This is a genomic window from Amycolatopsis sp. NPDC051371 (assembly GCF_040682155.1).
GTDB lineage: Bacteria > Actinomycetota > Actinomycetes > Mycobacteriales > Pseudonocardiaceae > Amycolatopsis.
Genome location: NZ_JBFBAG010000006.1, coordinates 130,508 through 149,225, shown reverse-complemented (window position 1 = coordinate 149,225; position 18,718 = coordinate 130,508). Strand labels below are relative to the sequence as shown.

At 70.8% G+C, this 18,718-nt stretch carries 17 protein-coding genes; 11 read left to right on the top strand and 6 right to left on the bottom strand.

What is annotated here, in order from left to right; all coding sequences use genetic code 11:
* The first annotated feature begins 245 nt into the window (after window positions 1-245).
* The 4 genes from AB0M59_RS10455 to AB0M59_RS10440 are packed head-to-tail and all read left to right on the top strand — an operon-like array spanning window position 246 to window position 2,753.
* Window positions 246-692, top strand: coding sequence for a YbaB/EbfC family nucleoid-associated protein (locus AB0M59_RS10455; protein WP_364611887.1), 447 nt, complete (start codon window positions 246-248; stop codon window positions 690-692).
* A complete protein-coding gene (locus AB0M59_RS10450) occupies window positions 692-1,018 on the top strand; it encodes a type VII secretion target (protein ID WP_364611884.1) in 327 nt (108 codons plus the stop codon). The genes AB0M59_RS10455 and AB0M59_RS10450 overlap by 1 nt, the downstream gene beginning before the upstream one ends.
* A complete protein-coding gene (locus AB0M59_RS10445) occupies window positions 1,015-2,223 on the top strand; it encodes a hypothetical protein (RefSeq protein WP_364611881.1) in 1,209 nt (402 codons plus the stop codon). Before AB0M59_RS10450 ends, AB0M59_RS10445 begins: the two co-directional genes overlap by 4 nt.
* A gap of 2 nt (window positions 2,224-2,225) precedes the next feature.
* Window positions 2,226-2,753 (top strand): hypothetical protein, encoded by a 528-nt coding sequence (locus AB0M59_RS10440; protein ID WP_364611878.1) that lies wholly within the window; start codon window positions 2,226-2,228, stop codon window positions 2,751-2,753.
* Here AB0M59_RS10440 and AB0M59_RS10435 read toward each other — a convergent pair.
* Both AB0M59_RS10435 and AB0M59_RS10430 read right to left on the bottom strand, forming a co-directional pair.
* Window positions 2,750-3,601: an aldo/keto reductase gene (locus tag AB0M59_RS10435; protein ID WP_364611875.1), complete on the bottom strand. Its 852-nt coding sequence runs from the start codon at window positions 3,599-3,601 to the stop codon at window positions 2,750-2,752. The two genes, AB0M59_RS10440 and AB0M59_RS10435, sit on opposite strands and share 4 nt — an antisense overlap.
* Window positions 3,602-3,681: 80 nt before the next feature.
* Complete coding sequence (locus tag AB0M59_RS10430) at window positions 3,682-5,178, bottom strand: CoA-acylating methylmalonate-semialdehyde dehydrogenase (RefSeq protein ID WP_364611872.1); 1,497 nt, start codon at window positions 5,176-5,178, stop codon at window positions 3,682-3,684.
* A 141-nt stretch (window positions 5,179-5,319) separates the two neighbouring features.
* Here AB0M59_RS10430 and AB0M59_RS10425 point away from each other — a divergent pair, with 141 nt between their 5' ends.
* Entirely contained in the window at window positions 5,320-6,957 is a 1,638-nt protein-coding gene (locus AB0M59_RS10425) for a PucR family transcriptional regulator ligand-binding domain-containing protein (RefSeq protein WP_364611869.1), read from the top strand.
* Window positions 6,958-7,015: 58 nt separating this feature from the next.
* On the top strand, window positions 7,016-7,348 hold the full coding sequence (locus AB0M59_RS10420; protein ID WP_364612220.1) for an SSI family serine proteinase inhibitor: 333 nt from the start codon (window positions 7,016-7,018) through the stop codon (window positions 7,346-7,348).
* Between the two features lie 92 nt (window positions 7,349-7,440).
* Here AB0M59_RS10420 and AB0M59_RS10415 read toward each other — a convergent pair whose 3' ends face one another.
* From AB0M59_RS10415 to AB0M59_RS10405, 3 genes are all read right to left on the bottom strand, one after another.
* Window positions 7,441-8,895, bottom strand: a complete 1,455-nt coding sequence (locus tag AB0M59_RS10415; RefSeq protein WP_364611866.1) for a DUF4173 domain-containing protein — start codon at window positions 8,893-8,895, stop codon at window positions 7,441-7,443.
* 418 nt (window positions 8,896-9,313) lie between these two features.
* Entirely contained in the window at window positions 9,314-10,330 is a 1,017-nt protein-coding gene (locus AB0M59_RS10410) for an ATP-binding protein (protein WP_364611863.1), read from the bottom strand.
* On the bottom strand, window positions 10,327-11,022 hold the full coding sequence (locus AB0M59_RS10405) for a response regulator transcription factor (protein ID WP_364611860.1): 696 nt from the start codon (window positions 11,020-11,022) through the stop codon (window positions 10,327-10,329). The genes AB0M59_RS10410 and AB0M59_RS10405 overlap by 4 nt, the downstream gene beginning before the upstream one ends.
* Before the next feature lie 220 nt (window positions 11,023-11,242).
* On the opposite strand from AB0M59_RS10405, the gene AB0M59_RS10400 reads away from it, so the two are divergent.
* The 5 genes from AB0M59_RS10400 to AB0M59_RS10380 all read left to right on the top strand — a co-directional run bounded on the left by AB0M59_RS10400 (window position 11,243) and on the right by AB0M59_RS10380 (window position 17,513).
* Window positions 11,243-12,799, top strand: a complete 1,557-nt coding sequence (locus AB0M59_RS10400) for an NCS1 family nucleobase:cation symporter-1 (protein ID WP_364611857.1) — start codon at window positions 11,243-11,245, stop codon at window positions 12,797-12,799.
* A 10-nt stretch (window positions 12,800-12,809) separates the two neighbouring features.
* On the top strand, window positions 12,810-13,592 hold the full coding sequence (locus AB0M59_RS10395) for a nitrilase-related carbon-nitrogen hydrolase (RefSeq protein WP_364612217.1): 783 nt from the start codon (window positions 12,810-12,812) through the stop codon (window positions 13,590-13,592).
* Entirely contained in the window at window positions 13,592-14,974 is a 1,383-nt protein-coding gene (gene hydA, locus AB0M59_RS10390; RefSeq protein WP_364611854.1) for a dihydropyrimidinase, read from the top strand. The genes AB0M59_RS10395 and hydA overlap by 1 nt, the downstream gene beginning before the upstream one ends.
* Before the next feature lie 7 nt (window positions 14,975-14,981).
* Window positions 14,982-15,980 (top strand): TIGR03842 family LLM class F420-dependent oxidoreductase, encoded by a 999-nt coding sequence (locus AB0M59_RS10385; protein WP_364611851.1) that lies wholly within the window; start codon window positions 14,982-14,984, stop codon window positions 15,978-15,980.
* Window positions 15,981-16,052: 72 nt separating this feature from the next.
* Window positions 16,053-17,513 carry an alpha/beta fold hydrolase gene (locus AB0M59_RS10380; RefSeq protein ID WP_364611848.1) on the top strand — a complete coding sequence of 487 codons (1,461 nt, stop codon included), beginning with the start codon at window positions 16,053-16,055 and terminating at the stop codon, window positions 17,511-17,513.
* Here AB0M59_RS10380 and AB0M59_RS10375 read toward each other — a convergent pair.
* On the bottom strand, window positions 17,444-18,706 hold the full coding sequence (locus AB0M59_RS10375) for a styrene monooxygenase/indole monooxygenase family protein (protein ID WP_364611845.1): 1,263 nt from the start codon (window positions 18,704-18,706) through the stop codon (window positions 17,444-17,446). The genes AB0M59_RS10380 and AB0M59_RS10375 overlap by 70 nt on opposite strands.
* Window positions 18,707-18,718 lie beyond the last annotated feature (12 nt).

Sequence of the window (18,718 nt, the reverse complement as noted above, 5' to 3'; positions counted from 1 at the left end):
TCCTCACCTACCTCGCTCGCTGCTCACCTTGAGTTTACGGAAGCCTGAGCGGGTCGTGCTCAACCCCGGGGGTTCGAGTCGGGTAAAGAGCGTACAAACGAATTCCCATGCATTCTTCTCGAAATGAATTCCCGGCTTGAACGGGGAACCGAAAAGCGGTTTGCTGCCTCTGATCCGCATGCCCTCCCCCGACTCCGACCGACTCCGAGGTCACCGTGAACCGAATTGAACCCGCTTCGGCCGGAATGCCCGATATCGCCCGGCGCGCGGCCGAGGCGAAAGCCCGGCTCGAGCGCGTCTCGGCGACCGCCTCGAGTGCCGACGGAGCCGTCACGGTCACCGTCAACACCAGCGGTGCGCTGCAGGAACTCACCTTCGGGCCGCGTGCGGACGAGCTGCCGCGGGCCCGGCTCGCCCAGGCCGTCCTCGCGGCCGCCAAGCGCGCGCAGGTCGACGCCGCCCAGCAGCTGACCGCCATCATGGCGCCGGTGATCGGCACCGACAGCGACGCGATGGAATTCCTGCGGGAACAGATCCCCACGCCCGAAGTGCCGGAAGAAGAACCGGCGCCGCCGCGCTGGGAATTCACCGAAACGCCGCGGGAAACCCCGCCGCCGCCCGTGCGCCCGGCCCGGCCGCGCCCGGACGACGACGAGGACTTCGGCGGCCCGATCCTGCGCCGGGGGCTCTGATGGCGGACCAGGCGATGAAGGTCGACTTCGACGTCCTCGGCGGCCACGAGGACGAGATCCGGGAGATCGCCGACCGGGTGCAGCAGGCGGTCGAGGCCGCCGGCACCGCCGGCGCGCTCGACTTCGACGCGTTCGGGCTGGTCGGGCAGGTGTTCGCGCTGCCGATCCAGGGGTGGGTGGACACCGCCGACAGCTTCCTCAGCGCCGCTGTCGAGGCCGGCCACGACGTCGCGGACCGGGTGAAGACCGCGCACACGGCGTTCCGCGACCACGAAGACAAGACGAAGTGCCTGCTCGAAGGCATCGGCAAGGAGCTCCCGGCATGACCGAGACGCAGGAGAACCCGCTGGTCGCGACGGCCGAGTCGCCGGGCGGCTTCTGGAGCGGCATGGGCGACGGCTCGAAGGGCGAGCTGGACAATGTCAACGCCCAGACCGGCGGCGCGGGCATCTTCAGCGACGCGGCGTCGACGCTCACCGACGCGCGCAACGGCGACTGGGGCAACCTCGCCATGGACGTCGGCACCGACGCCCTCGACCTGCTCGGCGCGGCGATGGACCCGCTGGGCACGCTGGCCAGCGCCGGGGTCGGCTGGCTGATCGAGCACATCAGCTTCCTCAAGGACGGCCTCGACAAGCTCGCCGGCAAGCCCGAAGCCGTCACCGCCAAGGCCGTGACCTGGACGAACATCGCCAAGTCGCTCACCGAGACGGCCGAGAGCTACGAGCAGCAGGCCAAGAAGGTCCAGCAGTCCTTCAGCGACTGCGGCTCCGCCGAGGCCTACCAGCGGACGGCCGAGAGCTACGTCAGCGTCCTGCGCGGCGCCGCGTCGCACGCCGGGGACGCGTCGACGGCCATGAACGTCGGTGCGGCGCTGGTCGGCACCGAGCGCGGCCTGATCCGCGACATGATCTCGTCGTTCGTGGGCGAGCTGATCATCAAGGCGCTGGCCGCGCTCGCCGCGTCCTGGTGCACCTTCGGCGGCACGATCGCGGCGTTCATCGCCGACACGGTCGTCGAGGGCGGGGTGCTCGCCGAGAAGATCAGCACGCGCATCACGAAGATCGTCGAAAAGCTGGAGAGCCTGGCGAAGGGCGCGGGCAAGTCGAAAGCGGCGCTCGAAGGCGCGGCGAACGCGCTGAAGAAGGTGGGCAAGGGCGCCGACAAGCTCGTGGACCAGAGCGTCGAGACGGCCGCGAAGATCGAGCGGAAGGCCAACGAGCTGAAGCAGGCGGGCAAGGAGGCGAAGTCCGCCGAGGAGACGGCGAAGGGCTGGAGCGACGCCGCCAAGGAGCACGTCCCGGGCCGCGAGAAGGTCGAAGGCCTCGGCGACCGGCTGTCCGACGACGGCCGCAGCTTCCTCAGCCAGAAGGAGTGGCGCGAAGGCGGCGGCAAGGTCCCCGGCTTCAACCTCGCCGACGGGGTCGGCGTGGGCGCCGAGGCCCGCCGGCAGGAGAACGAGCAGATCGACCGCTACCACGAGAGCCGGGAAGCCTACGAAAAGGAACACCCGGAGGGCGAAGGCGAGTGACCGTGGCCGGACAAGCGGAAGCGGAGCTGGCCAACCGCCAGGGCCGGCTCCACCCTTCGCAGCGCGGGAAAGTGCTCGACAGCAGCTTCTGGCTGGCGGCGATCGTCGCGATCGCCGGGCTGGTCACGGCCGTGGCCATCCCGGCCACGACGATCGACACGCGGTACGGCGCCGGACTCGCCTCGTCCAGCGTGACCGCCGCCCTCGGCACCGCGATCCCGCTCCTCGTCCTGGCCGCCTGGTTCGCGTTCGTCTGCTGGCGCCGGCTGGCCGACCTGCGGGCCGGGCGGCTGGTCGTGATCACCGGCTGGACCCGCGACTTCGGCCGGCAGCGCCCCGACCCCGACTGCCCGATCGTGCTCTCCACGCGGCTCAGCAAAGGCATGAACGAGCACTTCTACCTGAAAGCGGGCGGCAAGGAGTTCCAGCTCTACTCGAAGGAGCTCCGCGCGCGGATCCAGGCGGAGCGGACCAACGCCGTCTACCTGACCCCGCGCACGAAGCTGCTGATCAACGTCCTGCCCGCCTAGACCGCCTTGGTCAGAGCGTCGAACTCGGCGTCGGTCAGCTGGATGTCCGCGGCGGCGACGTTGTCCTCGAGGTGCGCGACCGACGAGGTGCCCGGGATCGGCAGCACGACGGGCGACCGCTTGAGCAGCCAGGCGAGCGCGAGCTGCGACGGTGAGGCGTCGTGCTCCTTGGCGAGCGCGGTCAGCGGGCTGTCCGGCCCGGCGAGGGCGCCGGTGGCCAGCGGGAACCACGGGATGAAGGCGATGCCGTGCTCGGTGGCGTGCTCCAGCAGCGGCTCGGCGTCGCGCTTGGCGAGGTTGAACAGGTTCTGCACGGAGACGATCTCCGCGGTCTTCTGCGCTTCCTTCAGCTCGTCCACGCCGATCTCGGACAGGCCGATGTGCCGGATCTTGCCCTCTTCCTGAAGCTTCTTCAGCTCGCCCACCTGCTCGGCGACGGGCACCTTCGGGTCGATCCGGTGCAGCTGGAGGAGGTCGATCCGGTCGACGCCGAGGTGGCGCAGGCTCAGCTCGACCTGCTGCCGCAGGTACTCGGGCCGCCCGACGGGGATCCACTGGTTCGGCCCCTGCCGGGTGAAGCCGGCCTTGGTCGCGATGACCACGTCGTCGGCGTAGGGGTGCAGGGCCTTCTTGATCAGCAGGTCGGCGACGAAGGGTCCGTAGGCGTCGGCGGTGTCGATCAGGGTCACGCCGAGTTCGACGGCGCGCCGCAGCACGCGCACGGCCTCGTCCGGGTCCTTCGGGTCGCCCCAGACCCCCGGCCCGGTGAGCTGCATGGCGCCGTACCCGAGGCGGGTGACCGGCAGGTCGCCGCCGATGGTGAAGGTGCCGGAGTTCTTCGCGCTCATGGTTCGTCCCATCGTCGTCCGGGGGGTGTTCCCCCCGGGGGGTGAACCCCGGGGGTACCCCGGACGATTCCCGGAAACGTTCAGGAGTTGCGCGGGAAGCCCAGGTTCACACCCGCGTGCGACCGGTCCGGCCACCGCGACGTCACGACCTTCGTCCGCGTGAAGAAGTGGAACCCCTCCGGCCCGTAAGCGTGGCTGTCGCCGAACAGCGAGTCCTTCCAGCCACCGAACGAGTAGTACCCCACCGGGACCGGGATCGGGACGTTCACGCCGACCATCCCGACCTCGACCTCGTTCTGGAACCGCCGCGCCGAGGAGCCGTCGCCGGTGAAGATCGCCACGCCGTTGCCGTACGGGTTCGCGTTGACCAGGTCCAGCGCGTCGTCGTAGGAAGCCGTGCGCGCCACCGACAGCACCGGGCCGAAGATCTCGTCCGTGTAGATCGACATCTCCGGACGGACGTGGTCGAACAGCGTCGGGCCGAGCCAGAAGCCGTCCGGGGCACCGGAAACCTCGATCCCCCGGCCGTCCACCACCAGCGACGCGCCCGCCGACACTCCGGCGTCCACATAGGACTCGACGCGGGCGTGGTGGGCCGCCGTGACCAGGGGTCCCATCTCGGACGACGGCTCTCGGCCGTCGCCGACCCGCAGCCGGGCCATCCGCTCGGTGATCTTGCGCACGAGTTCGTCGCCGATCGGGTCGACCGCCACGACCACCGACACCGCCATGCAGCGCTCGCCGGCCGAGCCGAACCCGGCCGACACCGCGGCGTCGGCGGCCAGGTCGAGGTCCGCGTCCGGCAGCACGACCATGTGGTTCTTCGCCCCGCCGAGGGCCTGCACGCGCTTGCCGTGCCGGGTGCCGGTTTCGTAGACGTACCGCGCGATCGGCGTCGACCCCACGAACGAGATCGCCTTGACGTCGGCGTGCTCCAGGAGCCCGTCCACCGCGGCCTTGTCGCCGTGCAGCACGTTCAGCGCACCCGCGGGCAGCCCGGCCTCGGCGAACAGCTCCGCGATGAACACCGCCGCCGACGGGTCCTTCTCGCTCGGCTTGAGCACGACGGTGTTGCCGCAGGCCAGCGCGTTCGGGACGAACCAGAGCGGCACCATCGCCGGGAAGTTGAACGGCGAGATCACGCCGACCACCCCGAGCGGCTGCGCGATCGAGTAGACGTCGACGCCGGTGGACGCGTTCTCGCTGAATCCGCCCTTGAGCAGCTGCGCCGCACCGCACGCGAACTCGACGTTCTCGATCGCGCGTGCGACTTCGCCTGCCGCATCGGACTCGACCTTGCCGTGCTCGCTCGTGACGATCTTCGCCAGCTCGTGCTTGCGCGCGGCCAGGAGCTCGCGGAAGGCGAACAGCACCCGCGTCCGGCCGGCCAGGGACGTCCCGCGCCAGCCCGGCAGCGCCGCCTTGGCCGAGGCGACGGCCGCTTCGACCTCGGCGTCGCCGGCGAAGTCGACCTGCGCGCGGACCGCGCCCGTGGCGGGGTCGAACACGTCGCCGGTGCGCGCGGGAGTGCCGGTGAACGGCTTGCCGTCGATCCAGTGGCTGATGCGGTCGGTCACGGCGATGCGCTCCTTCGCTCGGGGACGTCCCGTCGAGTCTCCGGGCGGGCGCCACGCCAACGCCATCGACAACGTGTACGGAGTCACCGTTCCGGCCGTACAGTCTGTCCCTGCCGATCAGACCCTCAGACCCGAGGAGCCATGTACCCGACCGTCGCCGAGGTGCTCGCGCTGCCGGTGCTGCGCCACGGCCGTCCGCACGTCGTCGCCGGCGTGGCCGGGCTCGACGCCCCGGTGCGCTGGGCGCACGTCGCCGAGGTCGCCGACATCGCGCACCTGCTGCGCGGCGGCGAGCTGGTGCTGACGACCGGCGTCGCGCTGCCCGACGACGGCCCGGCGCTGGCCCGCTACGTCGCCGACCTGGCCGGGGTCGGCGCCGCCGGCCTGGTGATCGAGCTGGTCCGGCACTGGAGCGACAAGCTGCCCGCCGCGCTGGTCGAGGCGGCCGAGAAGCACGGCCTGCCGCTGGTGACGCTCTCGCGCGAGACGCGGTACGTGAGCGTCACCGAGGCGGTGAACGGCCAGATCGTCGACGCCCAGGTCGCCGAGCTGCGCGCCGCGGAGCGCGTGCACGAGACCTTCACCGCGCTGACGGTCGCGGGCGCCGAACCCGGCGTCGTCCTGGGCGAGGTCGCCCGGCTGACCGAGCAGCCGGTGGTGCTGGAGACGCTGTCGCACGAGGTCCTCGCCTACGACGCGGCCGGCACCGACCCGGCCGAGCTGCTCACCGGCTGGCCGGCCCGGTCGCGGGTGGTCCAGATCGGCGAGCGGACCGGCTACCACCCCGGTTCGGGCTGGCTGGTGACCGTCGTCGGCGCGCGCGGGCACGACTGGGCGCGTCTGGTGGTCGTCTGCGCCGACCCGCCGCCGCACCGCCACCGGGTGGTCGCCGAGCGAGCCGCGTCGGCGCTGGCCGTGCACCGGCTGGTCGCCAAGGATTCGGACGGCCTGGAGCGGCAGGCCCATCGAGCCGTGCTGCACGAGCTGCTCGCGTCGCCGGCCCCGACGGCGGAGCTGCTGGCGCGGGCCTCGGCGCTGGCCGTGCCGCTGACCGGGCGGCAGCTGGTCGGGCTGGCGGTCCGGCCCCGGTTGGCCGTCACCGGGCGGCCCGCGCTGTCCACGCCGCCGGTGCTGCGCGAACTGGCCGAGGCGACGGTCCTGGCGGCGCGCCGCGCGAAGGTGTCGGCGCTGGTGGCGACCGACGACCTCGGTGTGCGGGCGTTGATCGCGCTGTCGCCGGAGGCGAACGCCGACACCGTGCTGCACCGGCTCGCCACCGACGTCCACGAGGCCCGGAGCAGCGCGCCCGGTGTCCTCGCGGTCGGCACGACGGTGTCGTCGCCCGCCGAAGCGGGCCGGACGCTGTTGGAAGCCGGTCAAGTCGCGGCGGCCGCGTTGGGGGCGGGCGCCGAGCGCGTGCTGCACCGGTTGTCGGACGTCCGCCTGCGCGGCCTGCTGCACCTGCTGTCGGGCGATGAGCGGGTGTCGGCGTTCGCCGTGCGCGAGCTCGGGCCGCTGCTCCAGCGCGACGCGGCCTCCGGCAGCCGGCTGGTGCAGGCGCTGCGGCACTACTGCGAGCAGGGCGGCAACAAGTCGGCGGCCGCGGCGGCGGCGCACACCTCGCGGACGGCGTACTACCAGCAGCTCGCCCGGATCGAGCAGGTCCTCGGCGTCCACTTGGAGGACCCGGAGTCGATGCTTTCGCTCTACGTCGCGTTGTTGTCGCTGGACCTCACTCGGTCGAGCGAAGAAGACTCACCCGGACGGGGAACACAGTGATCGGCCTCGGGCTGCCGATGGAACCGATATGGCCCTACTCCCCTTCGCAGCCTGCCTGATGAGCTTGAGCTGTCTCGCCCCTGCGCAGCCGCCGGCGTCGACCTTGCAGCTGACCAGCCACGACACCGCCAACCGGATCGGCTCGGTGGTCCTGACGTGCGACCCGACGGGCGGCACGCACCCCAAGCGCGACAAGGCGTGCGCGGTGCTTGCGGGTGCGGACGGTGATTTTTCGCGAATCCCGGCACGGCACCAGATGTGCACGCTGATCTACGCCCCGGTGGACGTGACGGCGGTCGGCACGTGGCACGGAAAGCCGGTGTCGTACCGGACGACGTACGCGAACCGCTGCGAGGCGGACCGCAACTCGGACGACGTCTTCGCGTTCTGACGCCGGGCGCGCGGAAGCCGCCGGGTCGCCCCCACGACGGCCCGGTTGCTTCCGCGCATTGCTTTCAACCACGCACCGCACGCGCCGGCGGTTCAGCAGTTGCCGAGAGTCACATCGCGGGCGTTCGAACGGCTGAGGTTCCACGCCGGCCAGCCGTCGGGGGCGTCGCCGGCGAGGACCTGGCGCAACACGCACGTCCGCAGGGGTTCGGGCAGCCGGGCCGACACCACCGGGACGACGTCGGTGGAGAAGCCCGCCAGGTAGTGGTGGTCCAGGGGCTTGCCGGCGGCCGCGCGGTCGAGGTTGGCCTCGGCGATGAGGCGTTCCGGGTCGAGGACGGCGAGCACCAGCAGCGCCGCGGCGGCGGTGCCGATCGCCGCGCGGGGCAGCCACGCCGAGCGGAGCTTGACCAGCGACGCCAGCACCAGCACGAACACCGCGCCGAACCACAGTTCGCAGACCTCGACGAGCAGCCGCAGCACGGTGAAGCCGTACGCCTCCTGGTACGTCCACATGCGACTCAACGCCGATCCGACGAGCACCAGGCTCAACGCGCTCAAGGCGCCCAGGAGGATGCGCTGGCGGAGCCGGTCGGCCTTCGTGACGTTCGGGGCCCAGCGCAGCGCCGCGGCGACGATCGCCAGCGTCAGCACGGTGACGGCGCACAGCTGCCAGAAGCCGCCGCGGGCGTACTCGGCGGAGGTGAGGTTGCTGGTGCGCAGGACGTATCCGGTGCCGCCGAAGAGCACGACCAGCCGGACACCGACGAACACGCTGAAGAGGAAGACGAGGACGGTGAGCGGGACCGTCCACTCCAGACCGTGCTTCGTCCGGTATGGACGGTCGGTGTGCGCGCGGTGCGGTGGCGCGGCGAGGAAGTAGCAGGCTCCGGCGACCAGCAGCGCGAAGACGGCGAACACGCAACACCAGCGCACGAGGACATCGAGGCTGAGATCCGGGATGACGGCGTTGACGACGGCGGCGAAGGCGGCGTCGGCGCTGGCCAGCAGCGGCACGAAGACGGCGACGAGTGCGGCGGTGGCCAGCGCGGCGAGGCCGATCCGCCGGGCGACGCCGTCGCGGCGGGCGGCGAAGCGGCCCACCCCGCGGCCGGCCCAGGGAACGGCGCGAAGGGCTTCCAGGGGGACGGCGAGCATGTCGTAGACGACGGAGTTGACGGTCCGCTTCCCGACGACGGCGAGCGACCCCGTGACGACGGCCCCGAGCACGCAGAGGACGAACAGCCACCCGGACGCCCGCACGGCACCCATCGCGAGCAGGGCGAGGGTGAGGAAGGCCCATCCGGCGCTGCCCCAGGTGAAGGGCCCCGGCTCCCCGTCTTCCCGCGACCGCCGATCGGCGAAGAAGACGGCGAGGGTGACGGCCAGCCCGGCCAGCAGCCACCCGACGCCGGGCCGGTCGACGGGCAGCACGAGAGCGGCGGCCACCCCGGCCAGTCCGGCGGCGGGCAAGACGGCGGGAGGAAGGGGAACGACGGCGGACTTGGGCGGCGGGACGGGCCGCATGAGGACGGGCGGCGCGGCCACGGCAACCCCGCCGCCCCGGGCTTCACCGACCCCCGCAACGCCGCCGGCGCGCGCCGGCCCGTCCCGGCCAACCTCGCCGGCGCGCACCCCGCCACCCGCGGCTTCCCGGGCGGCGCGAGCCGAAGACGCTGCCGCGAACCCGCTGCCCCGGGCTTCACCGGCTGCCCCACCCGGCCCGGGTTCGGGTGAAGTCGCCTCACCGACTCCCGCCGATCGCTTGCCCCGCGGCACCCGCTTGTCCACGCCCGGCTGTCCGGGCTCACCGATCCTGCTCTTCGGCATCTTCCTCAACTCTCGTTGGCATTCGCAAATGTCATCGCCCGCGCCGCCCGCTGAGCCCAAACGTCTTGAATGAGTCATTCAGGTCACCGGAGGTCCTGAATGACTCATTCAAGACACCGGGACCCAGCCAAAAGCTTCAGCCCGTCGGCAGCGTCACCCGGATGCGGCTCCCGACCCCCGCCGAGGGCTCCACCACCCCGATCGTCCCGCCGTGCAGCTCCACCGCCCACCGCGCGATCGCCAGACCCAGCCCCGTCCCCCCGCCGGACGGCCGCTCCCCCCGCGTGAACCGCTCGAACACCCGCACGCGGTCGGCCGGCGCGATCCCCGGCCCTTCGTCGCACACGTCGATGCGCACCTCGCCCGGCCGCACCTCGGCCAGCACCCGCACCGAACCACCCGCCGGGCCGTGGCGGGCCGCGTTCTCCAGCAGGTTGGCCATCACCTGGAACAGCCGGCCGCGGTCGGCGACGACCACCGCGTCCGGAGGTGAAACCGACACCGTGAACGTCACCCCGCGCACCAGAGCCGCCTCCGACACCGCCTCCGACAACAGCGAGCCAAGCGAAAAAGACGTCTTGTGCAGCGGAATCGCCCCCGCGTCGAGGCGCGAGAGGTCCAGCAGCTCGTCCACCAGCGTCGCCAGCCGCTCGGTCTGCTGCAACGCCGTCTTCAGCGTCGCCGGGTCCGGGTCCTCGACGCCGTCGACGAGGTTCTCCAGCACGCCGCTCAACGCCGTGATCGGCGTCCGCAGCTCGTGCGACACGTTGGCGATCAGCTCGCGCCGCTGCCGGTCGGCGTCGCCGAGGTCCCCCGCCATCAGGTTGAACGCCTGCGCGAGCTCGCCCACCTCGTCGCGCGTGGTGGCGCGGACGCGGCGCGTGTAATCGCCCTTCGCCATCGCGCGCACCGCGCCCGTCATCTCGCGCAGCGGCCGCGTCATGCCGTGTGCCAGCACCTGCGACAGCAGCAGCGCCAGCACCATCGCCGTGATCGTCGTCTTCGGCGGCAGCCAGCCGATCTGCCAGTTGAAGAACGCGAACGCGACCCCACCGGACGCGACCATCAGGATCGCCAGCTTCAGCTTGATCGACCGGATCCCGTCCAACGGCCGGGGCAGCAGCTCGACCACCTTGACCAGTAAAGTCTTCACGATCCCGCCTCCAGCGCGTACCCGACGCCGTGCACCGTCCGGATGAGGTCGGCGCCGAGCTTCCGCCGCAGCGCCTTGATGTGGCTGTCCACCGCCCGGGTGCCCGCGGACGTGCCGTGGACGTCCCAGTCCCACACCTCCGACAGCAGCCGTTCCCGCGGCTGCACCACCCGCGGCCGCCGCGCGAAGTGCACCAGCAGGTCGAACTCGATGGGTGTCAGCTGCGCCGCCACCCCTGCCCGCGCGACGCGCCGCTGGTCGACGTCGATCTCGAGGTCGCCGAGGACGATCCGAGTCCCCGAAGCACCCGCGGACGAGCGCTCCACCCGCCGCAGCAGCGCGTGTACCCGAGCCGTCAGCACCCGCATCGAGAACGGCTTCGTGAGGTAGTCGTCGGCGCCGACCCCGAGCCCGACCAGCATGTCCGTCTCGTCGGCGCGCGCGGTCAGCATGAGCACCGGCACCGGCCGCCGCCCCTGGATCCGGCGGCAGACCTCCAGGCCGTCGAACCCCGGGAGCATGACGTCCAGCACCACCAGATCCGGCTCCGACGACGTGTCCGCTTCGACGGCGGCCGGCCCGTCGTGGGCGACGTCCACGCTGAATCCCTCGGCCCGCAGCCGGGCCGCGATCGACCCGGCGATGGTGACGTCGTCCTCGACGACGAGCACTCGCCGCACTACCGGTTCCATGTGAGCGACCTTAGGGATCAGCGGTGGAGAGGGTCAGCGCGAAGTGTGGAGATCCTGTGGAGACGTTTCACCCGCTTTGCCGGTTCGTGACGGCGAGATGTGTGACGCAGGTCATGCACCCCGACGCCCGTTCGCGCAATCGACAGACTGCACTCCTGATCAGGGAAGAGTGAACAGTCTGCCGTTGCCCCGGCCCTGACCTGGCGCGCAGGATGCCGCAATGGCGCCGACACCCGCAGACCAGCGCGTGCACGACGACGGCCGGGTCGAGCTCGACCCCGCCGACGTCCCGTCTCTCGAAGGCAGCCGGTTCTTCAACGAGGAGCTGGCCCCCGTCCCCGTCGAAAAACGGACCTGGACCACTTACAACTACTTCGCGCTCTGGATGGGGATGGCCCACAACATCCCCAGCTACGCCCTGGCCGCGTCGCTGATCGCGCTCGGCATGAACTGGGTGCAGGCGCTGATCACGATCACGATCGGCAACCTCGTCGTCCTCGCCCCGATGCTGCTCAACAGCCACGCGGGCACGAAGTACGGCATCCCGTTCCCGGTGTTCGCCCGCGCGTTCTACGGCCTGCGCGGCGCCAACCTGGCCGCGCTGCTGCGCGCGTTCATCGCGTGCGGCTGGTTCGGGATCCAGACCTGGGTCGGCGGCGAGGCCATCTACGTCATCCTCGGCCGCTTGCTCGGGTCGTGGTGGCGGGACGCACCGATGGTCGCGGGGCAGCACTGGACGCTGTGGCTGTCGTTCATCGTGTTCTGGATCGGCCAGCTGCTGATCATCTGGCGCGGCATGGAAGCGGTCCGCCGGTTCGAGAACTGGACGGCGCCGCTGGTGTCGGTCGGCTTCCTGATCATGCTCGGCTACGTCATGGTCAAGGCGGGCGGCCTCGGCCCGATCCTGTCCGACGGCGGCAAGCTCGGCTGGGGCCCGGACTTCTGGAAGGTGTTCGCGCCGTCGCTGATGGCGATGATCGCGTTCTGGTCGACGCTGTCGCTGAACATGCCGGACTTCACGCGCTTCGGCGGCAGCCAGCGCAAGCAGGTCCGCGGCCAGATCCTCGGCCTGCCCACCACGATGACGTTCATCGCGATCGTGGCCATCCTGACGACGTCGGGCGGGCACGTGCTCTACGGCGAGGACATCTGGGACCCGGCGCAGCTGGCCGACAAGTTCACCAGCCCGGTCGTGGTCGTCGTCGCGCTGGTCGCGCTGGTGCTGGCGACGATCTCGGCGAACCTGGCGGCCAACGTCGTCAGCCCGTCCTACGACTTCTCGAACGCCTTCCCGAAGAAGATCACGTTCGCGGTCGGTGGCGGCATCACCGGCGTCATCGGCATCCTCATCCAGCCGTGGCGGCTGTACTCCGACCCGAACATCTACATCTTCGCGTGGCTCGGCTTCTACGGCGGCCTGCTCGGCGCGGTCGCCGGGGTGCTCGTCGCGGGCTACTGGGTGATCGCCCGCACCAAGCTTCGCCTGAAAGATCTCTACACACCCGATGGGGTGTATTGGTTCAGCGGGGGCTGGAACTGGCGCGCGCTGGTCGCGACGCTGGTGGGAGCCGTCCTCGCGGTCGGCGGCGCGTACGGCGGACCGTTCCCCGCTGACGGGCTCATCCCGTTCCTCAAGCCGCTTTACGACTACAACTGGGTGGTCGGCTTCGTCGGCGCGTTCGTCGTCTTCGCCGCCCTGTCCATGTCCGCAACGCAGAAGGAGGAATTCAGTGAGCGTGGTTCGAGCCGGCCTGATCCAGCAGCGGTGGACGGGTGACAAGGAGTCCATGATCAAGGCGGCGGTCGACCACATCGCCACCGCCGCTTCACAGGGCGCCCAGGTCGTCTGCCTGCAGGAGCTGTTCTACGGGCCGTACTTCTGCCAGGTGCAGGACACCGACTACTACTCCTACACCGAAGGCATCCCGGACGGCCCGACGACCAAACTCATGCAGGAGGTCGCCGAGCGCCACGGCGTCGTGCTGGTCGTGCCGATGTACGAGGTCGAGCAGCCGGGCGTCTACTACAACACCGCCGCGGTGATCGACGCCGACGGCACGTACCTCGGCAAGCACCGCAAGAACCACATCCCGCAGGTCAAGGGCTTCTGGGAGAAGTTCTACTTCCGCCCCGGGAACATGGGCTACCCGGTGTTCGACACGGCCGTGGGCCGCATCGGCGTGTACATCTGCTACGAGCGGCACTTCCCCGAGGGCTGGCGCGCGCTGGGCCTGGCCGGGGCGAAGATCGTGTTCAACCCGTCGGCGACCAGCCGCGGCCTGTCGCAGTACCTGTGGCGGCTGGAGCAGCCGGCGGCCGCGGTGGCCAACGAGTACTTCGTCGGCGCGATCAACCGCGTCGGCAAGGAACCGCTGGGCGACAACGACTTCTACGGCCAGACGTACTTCGCCGACCCGCGTGGCCAGCTGATCGGCGACGCCGCGTCGGACACCGAGGACGAGGTCGTCGTGCGTGACCTCGACATGGCGCAGCTCGACGAGATCCGGGACCTGTGGGCCTTCTACCGCGACCGCCGGCCGGACACCTACGGCCCCCTCACGGAGGCCTGATGACCACGCTCATCAAGGGCGGCCAGGTCGTTTCTCCGTCGGGCGCTCTTCTGGCCGACGTCCTCGTCGACGGCGAGACCATCGCCGCCGTCGGGGCGCCCGGCACGCTGGCCGGCGACGAGACGATCGACGCCACCGGCAAGTACGTGCTGCCCGGCGGCATCGACGCGCACACGCACATGGAGATGCCGTTCGGCGGCACGCACTCCGTCGACTCGTTCTCGACCGGCACGACCGCGGCGGCGTGGGGCGGCACGACGACGATCATCGACTTCGCCGTGCAGGCCAAGGGCACGTCCCTGTTGTCCACAATGGACAAGTGGCACAGCAAAGCGGACGGCAACTGCGCGATCGACTACGGCTTCCACATGATCGTCTCCGACGTCAACGACCAGTCGTTGAAGGAGATGGAAGCCTGCGTCGACGCCGGTGTCGGCAGCTTCAAGATGTTCATGGCCTATCCGGGGGTGTTCTACTCCACGGACGGGGAAATCCTGCTGGCGATGCAGAAAGCGCGCGAAATCGGCGCTACGATCATGATGCACGCGGAGAACGGCATCGCGATCGACCAGCTGGCGGCGCAGGCCGTGGCCGCGGGCAACACCGACCCGGTACAACACGGCCTGACGCGGCCGCCGGAACTGGAAGGAGAAGCGACGTCGCGGGCGATCCAGCTCGCGAAGGTCACCGGTTCGCCGCTGTACATCGTGCACCTGTCGGCGTCGCAAGCGCTTGCGGCGGTGGCGGAAGCGCGCAACGACGGCCAGAACGTCTTCGCCGAGACCTGCCCGCAGTACCTCTACCTGTCCATTGAGGACCTGGCCAAGCCGGACTTCGAGGGTGCGAAGTACGTCGCGTCGCCGCCGCTGCGGGAGAAGTCACACCAGGCGGACCTGTGGCGCGGGCTGCGGACGAACGACCTCTCCGTGGTGTCCACCGACCACTGCCCGTTCTGCTTCAAGGACCAGAAGGAGCTGGGCCGCGGCGACTTCCGGGCGATCCCGAACGGCATGCCGGGGGTCGAGCACCGGATGGACCTGCTGCACCAGGGCGTCGTCGCCGGTGAGCTGACGCTCGGGCGGTGGGTCGAGACGTGCTCGGCGACGCCGGCGCGGATGTTCGGGCTGTACCCGCGCAAGGGCGTCGTCGCGGCGGGCTCGGACGCGGACATCGTGATCTACGACCCGGCTGCGACGCAGACGTTGTCCGCCGAGACGCACCACATGAACGTGGACTACTCGGCGTACGAAGGGTTCGAAATCACCGGTCGCGTGCACACCGTGCTGTCCCGCGGGCGCGTGGTCGTGTCGCCGGACGGGTTCACGGGATCGACGTCGCACGGCAAGTTCCTGTCCCGCGAACTCAACCAGTACCTGAACTGAGGACGCCATGGACTTCGGAATCGTGCTGCAGACGGACCCGCCCGCGCGGGACGTCGTGCGGCTGATGAAGGACGCCGAGGACGCCGGGTTCCGCTACGGCTGGACGTTCGACTCCTGCGTTTTGTGGCAGGAGCCGTTCGTCATCTACTCGGCGATCCTGGCGGCGACGTCGTCGCTGGTCGTGGGGCCGATGGTGACCAGCCCCGGCACGCGGGACTGGTCGGTGATGGCGTCGACGTTCGCCACGCTCAACGACATGTACGGCAACCGGACGGTCTGTGGCATCGGCCGCGGCGACTCGGCGCACCGCGTCGTCGGGAAGCCACCGTCCACTTTGGCCACCGTCCGCGACTGCATGCGCGTGGTGAAGGACCTCGCCGAAGGCCGCTCGGTGACGATGAACGAGACGACCGTGCAGATCCCGTGGATCCGCAACGGGCGTCTGGAAATGTGGATGGCCGGGTACGGGCCGAAGGCGCTGAAGACGGTCGGCGAGCACGCCGACGGCTTCATCCTGCAGTGCGCGGACCCGGCGATCGCCCGCTGGACGATCGGCGCGGTGCGCGACGCGGCCCGCGCGGCCGGCCGCGACCCGGGCGGCATCACGATCTGCGTCGCGGCCCCGGCGTACGTCGGCGACGACCTGGCGCACCAGCGCGAGCAGCTGCGCTGGTTCGGCGGGATGGTCGGCAACCACGTGGCGGACCTGGTGGCGCGTTACGGTTCGACGGGTGCGGTGCCGCGCGAGCTGACGGACTACATCCGTGAACGCGAGGGCTACGACTACAGCCACCACGGCAAGGCGGGCAACCCGTCGACGGAGTTCGTCCCGGACGAGATCGTCGACCGGTTCTGCCTGCTGGGCCCGGCGGCCGCGCACGTGGAGCGGTTGCAGGAGCTGGCGGAGCTGGGCGTGGACCAGTTCTCGCTCTACCTGATGCACGACGACCGCGAGGCGACGCTGGCGTCGTACGGTTCGCAGATCATCCCGAAGCTGACCGCGTAGGGCTTGCCCTACCCCGGTTCCGGGGGTGCGCACCAGCGCGCCCCCGGTCCCGGCGGCGGGACGATCGGGCCCATGAATTCTCCGAAACTCCGTGCTGCGCTGGCTCTGGGGGCCGCCGCGAGCGTGGTCGCACTGTGTTCGCTTACCGAGTGTGCGCCCGCGGCCGCGGCGAGCCCCACCGGAATCGTCTGGGAATCCGCGTGCAGCGCCGGGTACCAGTGCGGCCACCTCGACGTCCCGATGTCCTATCAGGACCCTTCCGCCGGCACCGTGTCCATCGCCGTCGGGAGGTTGCCCGCCACCGACCAGGCCCACAAGCTGGGCACGATCTTCTACAACCCGGGCGGCCCCGGCTCGTCCGGCCGCTTCGCCCCGGCGTTGACGCCCTTCCTGCACGCTCGCTTCGACATCGTCGGGTTCGACCCGCGCGGCGTCGGCGCGAGCTCGAAGATCCACTGCTTCACCGATCCGTCGCAGCTCGAGGTGCTCCAGCGCGCGCTCGGCACGTTCCCGCTGACCCGTGAAGCCGAACAGCAGCAGATCGCGGACACGCACACGGTCACCGACCTCTGCGAGCAGAACGCGGGCGCCTTGGCCGACCACCTGTCGACCGGGACGATCGCCCGGGACCTCGACCGGCTGCGGGCGGCGTTCGGCGAGCCGAAGCTGCGGTACTACGGGAAGTCATACGGCACCTACGTCGGCGAGACCTACGCCAACCTGTTCCCCGGCCGCGTCGGCTCGCTCGCGCTCGACGCGGTCGACGATCCGATGCGCTGGGCGACCGGCTCGGGTCCGATGAGCTACCGGCTGCGCGGCTACGAAGACGGCCCGCGGGCTCTTGAGTCCTTTTTGGACGCCTGCGCGTCACGGTGCACGTTCGACTACGACGGGATTCTGGACCGGCTCGAAGCCGGGCCGATCACGGTGACGGACACGGCCGGGAAGCAGGTCGTCGTCACCTACCAGAGCGCCATCGCCACGATCCACAACTACCTGACCGACGCCCAGGCCGCGCCGCAGCTGGCGGCGTTCCTGCAGGCGCTGGCGGACCCGGCGTCCCGCGCACCGGTGTCGGCAGGTGGCCCGCCGGACGTCGATTCGCTGCTCGGCGGCGGCGCGACGCTGTGCTCGGACGCGGCGAACCCGCGTGATCCGGCCGTCTGGTGGGACTACGCGCAGCGCGCCGACCAGGTCGGCCGCGGGTTCGGCCCGTACGACGTCTACAAGACGCTGCCGTGCGCCACGTGGGACGTCTCGGACACCGGCCGCTACGCCGGCCCGTGGAACCGGCCGACGGCACCGATCCTGCTCCTCGCCAACCGCCAAGGCGACCTGGAAACGCCGTACGCCGGGGCCCAACGGACCGAGAAGCTGCTGGCCAACGCGCACCTGCTGACCCTCGATACGTACGGCCACGGTTCGCGCGGCAAGAGCGCGTGCGTGGACGCCTCGCTCGACCGCTACTTCGTCGCCGGTTCCGTGCCCGCTCGCGGTGCGCTCTGCACCCCGGACCGGGGTCCCTTCGACTGAAGGTAGTTCATCGCCGCTTCGGGATCACCCAGCCAGTCTTCGTAGTCGGCCGGGTTCTCGAAGAGGTGCGCGAACCGGTGCGCCACTTCGGGAACGCGCTGCGCGGTGTCCAAAGTGGCCAGGACGTGCGGCGGTGGCGGGGCCAGGAGGTCGTTGTTGAAGCGCGTCGCGTGCCGGGCGTGGTGCCAGTAGCGGGCGAAGGCGTCGTGCATGAACTCTTCGTCGAACGGCCGGTCGGCGCGCTCGACGATGGCCTCCTCGTACGCCCGCGCCGCACGGGCGGCCAGGTTGGCGCCCTGGCCGCCGACCGGGTCGTTGGTCACCGCGGTGTCGCCCATCGCGAGGACCTTCGCCCCGGACGGCAGCGTGCCGACCGGGTGCCGCACGATCGGCGTGATCCGGCCGTGCAGCATCTCGGTCGGCGCCACGGGACGCGCGTCGTCGAGGAGCCCGGCTTGCCACGGGTAGTGCGTGCGCAGCAGCTTGCGTGCGGTCTCGTAGTGCTGGTCGACGTCGGCGACGCCGTCCCAGACGTCCATCGGGCCGCCGGGCAGGCCGAAGAAGCCGATGCCGTGCACGGGGCCGTGGACCGAAAGCACGGGCAGCAGGAAGAACTCCCCGACGGGCGCCATGCCGAAGGTGAGTCCCGGTACGGCGTCGAGCGTGCCGCCGACGTAGAGGATGCCGATCGCACGCTGCGGCTCGCGATAGGGCGAACGCTCGTCGTCACGCGGGAAGAGCGCGTCGAACTGCGGCCCGCGCCCGGCAGCGACGATGAGCAGTTCGAACTCGCGGGCGCATTCGTCGAGGTCGTCGGGGGTGACCCGGCGGATCCGGAGGTCGCCGCCGAGGCGGTCGAACTCGGTCATCCAGTCGGAGACCTTGACGCGCTGGTCGACCGACTGCGCCGGCCGGTCGAGCCCGGCGCGCCAGGAAATGGCGGGTTCGGCCCCGTCTCCGGCGGCGGCGAAGGCGACTTCGCGGATGGGCGGCGCTTCCCAGAAGTTGATGCCGAGCGCGCGTTCGCGTTCGAGGGCGGGGTGGAAGAGGCACTGGTTGGAGACGAGGCGTCCTTCGCGCACGTCGTCCGCGGGACGTTCGGCGAACACGGTGACGTCGTAACCCCGTTGGCGCAGTCCGATGGCGAGGACGAGTCCCGCTTGCCCCGCTCCGACGATCCCGATCCGCCGCATGGCCGCCCCTCC

Excerpts from the sequence above, each read along its gene's own strand:
- AB0M59_RS10455 (WP_364611887.1), top strand. The coding sequence starts at position 246 with ATGCCCGATATCGCCCGGCGCGCGGCCGAGGCGAAAGCCCGGCTCGAG.
- AB0M59_RS10450 (WP_364611884.1), top strand. The coding sequence starts at position 692 with ATGGCGGACCAGGCGATGAAGGTCGACTTCGACGTCCTCGGCGGCCAC.
- AB0M59_RS10445 (WP_364611881.1), top strand. The coding sequence starts at position 1,015 with ATGACCGAGACGCAGGAGAACCCGCTGGTCGCGACGGCCGAGTCGCCG.
- AB0M59_RS10435 (WP_364611875.1), bottom strand. The coding sequence starts at position 3,601 with ATGAGCGCGAAGAACTCCGGCACCTTCACCATCGGCGGCGACCTGCCG.
- AB0M59_RS10425 (WP_364611869.1), top strand. The coding sequence starts at position 5,320 with ATGTACCCGACCGTCGCCGAGGTGCTCGCGCTGCCGGTGCTGCGCCAC.
- AB0M59_RS10420 (WP_364612220.1), top strand. The coding sequence starts at position 7,016 with ATGAGCTTGAGCTGTCTCGCCCCTGCGCAGCCGCCGGCGTCGACCTTG.
- AB0M59_RS10405 (WP_364611860.1), bottom strand. The coding sequence starts at position 11,022 with ATGGAACCGGTAGTGCGGCGAGTGCTCGTCGTCGAGGACGACGTCACC.
- AB0M59_RS10400 (WP_364611857.1), top strand. The coding sequence starts at position 11,243 with ATGGCGCCGACACCCGCAGACCAGCGCGTGCACGACGACGGCCGGGTC.
- AB0M59_RS10395 (WP_364612217.1), top strand. The coding sequence starts at position 12,810 with ATGATCAAGGCGGCGGTCGACCACATCGCCACCGCCGCTTCACAGGGC.
- hydA (WP_364611854.1), top strand. The coding sequence starts at position 13,592 with ATGACCACGCTCATCAAGGGCGGCCAGGTCGTTTCTCCGTCGGGCGCT.
- AB0M59_RS10385 (WP_364611851.1), top strand. The coding sequence starts at position 14,982 with ATGGACTTCGGAATCGTGCTGCAGACGGACCCGCCCGCGCGGGACGTC.
- AB0M59_RS10380 (WP_364611848.1), top strand. The coding sequence starts at position 16,053 with ATGAATTCTCCGAAACTCCGTGCTGCGCTGGCTCTGGGGGCCGCCGCG.
- AB0M59_RS10375 (WP_364611845.1), bottom strand. The coding sequence starts at position 18,706 with ATGCGGCGGATCGGGATCGTCGGAGCGGGGCAAGCGGGACTCGTCCTC.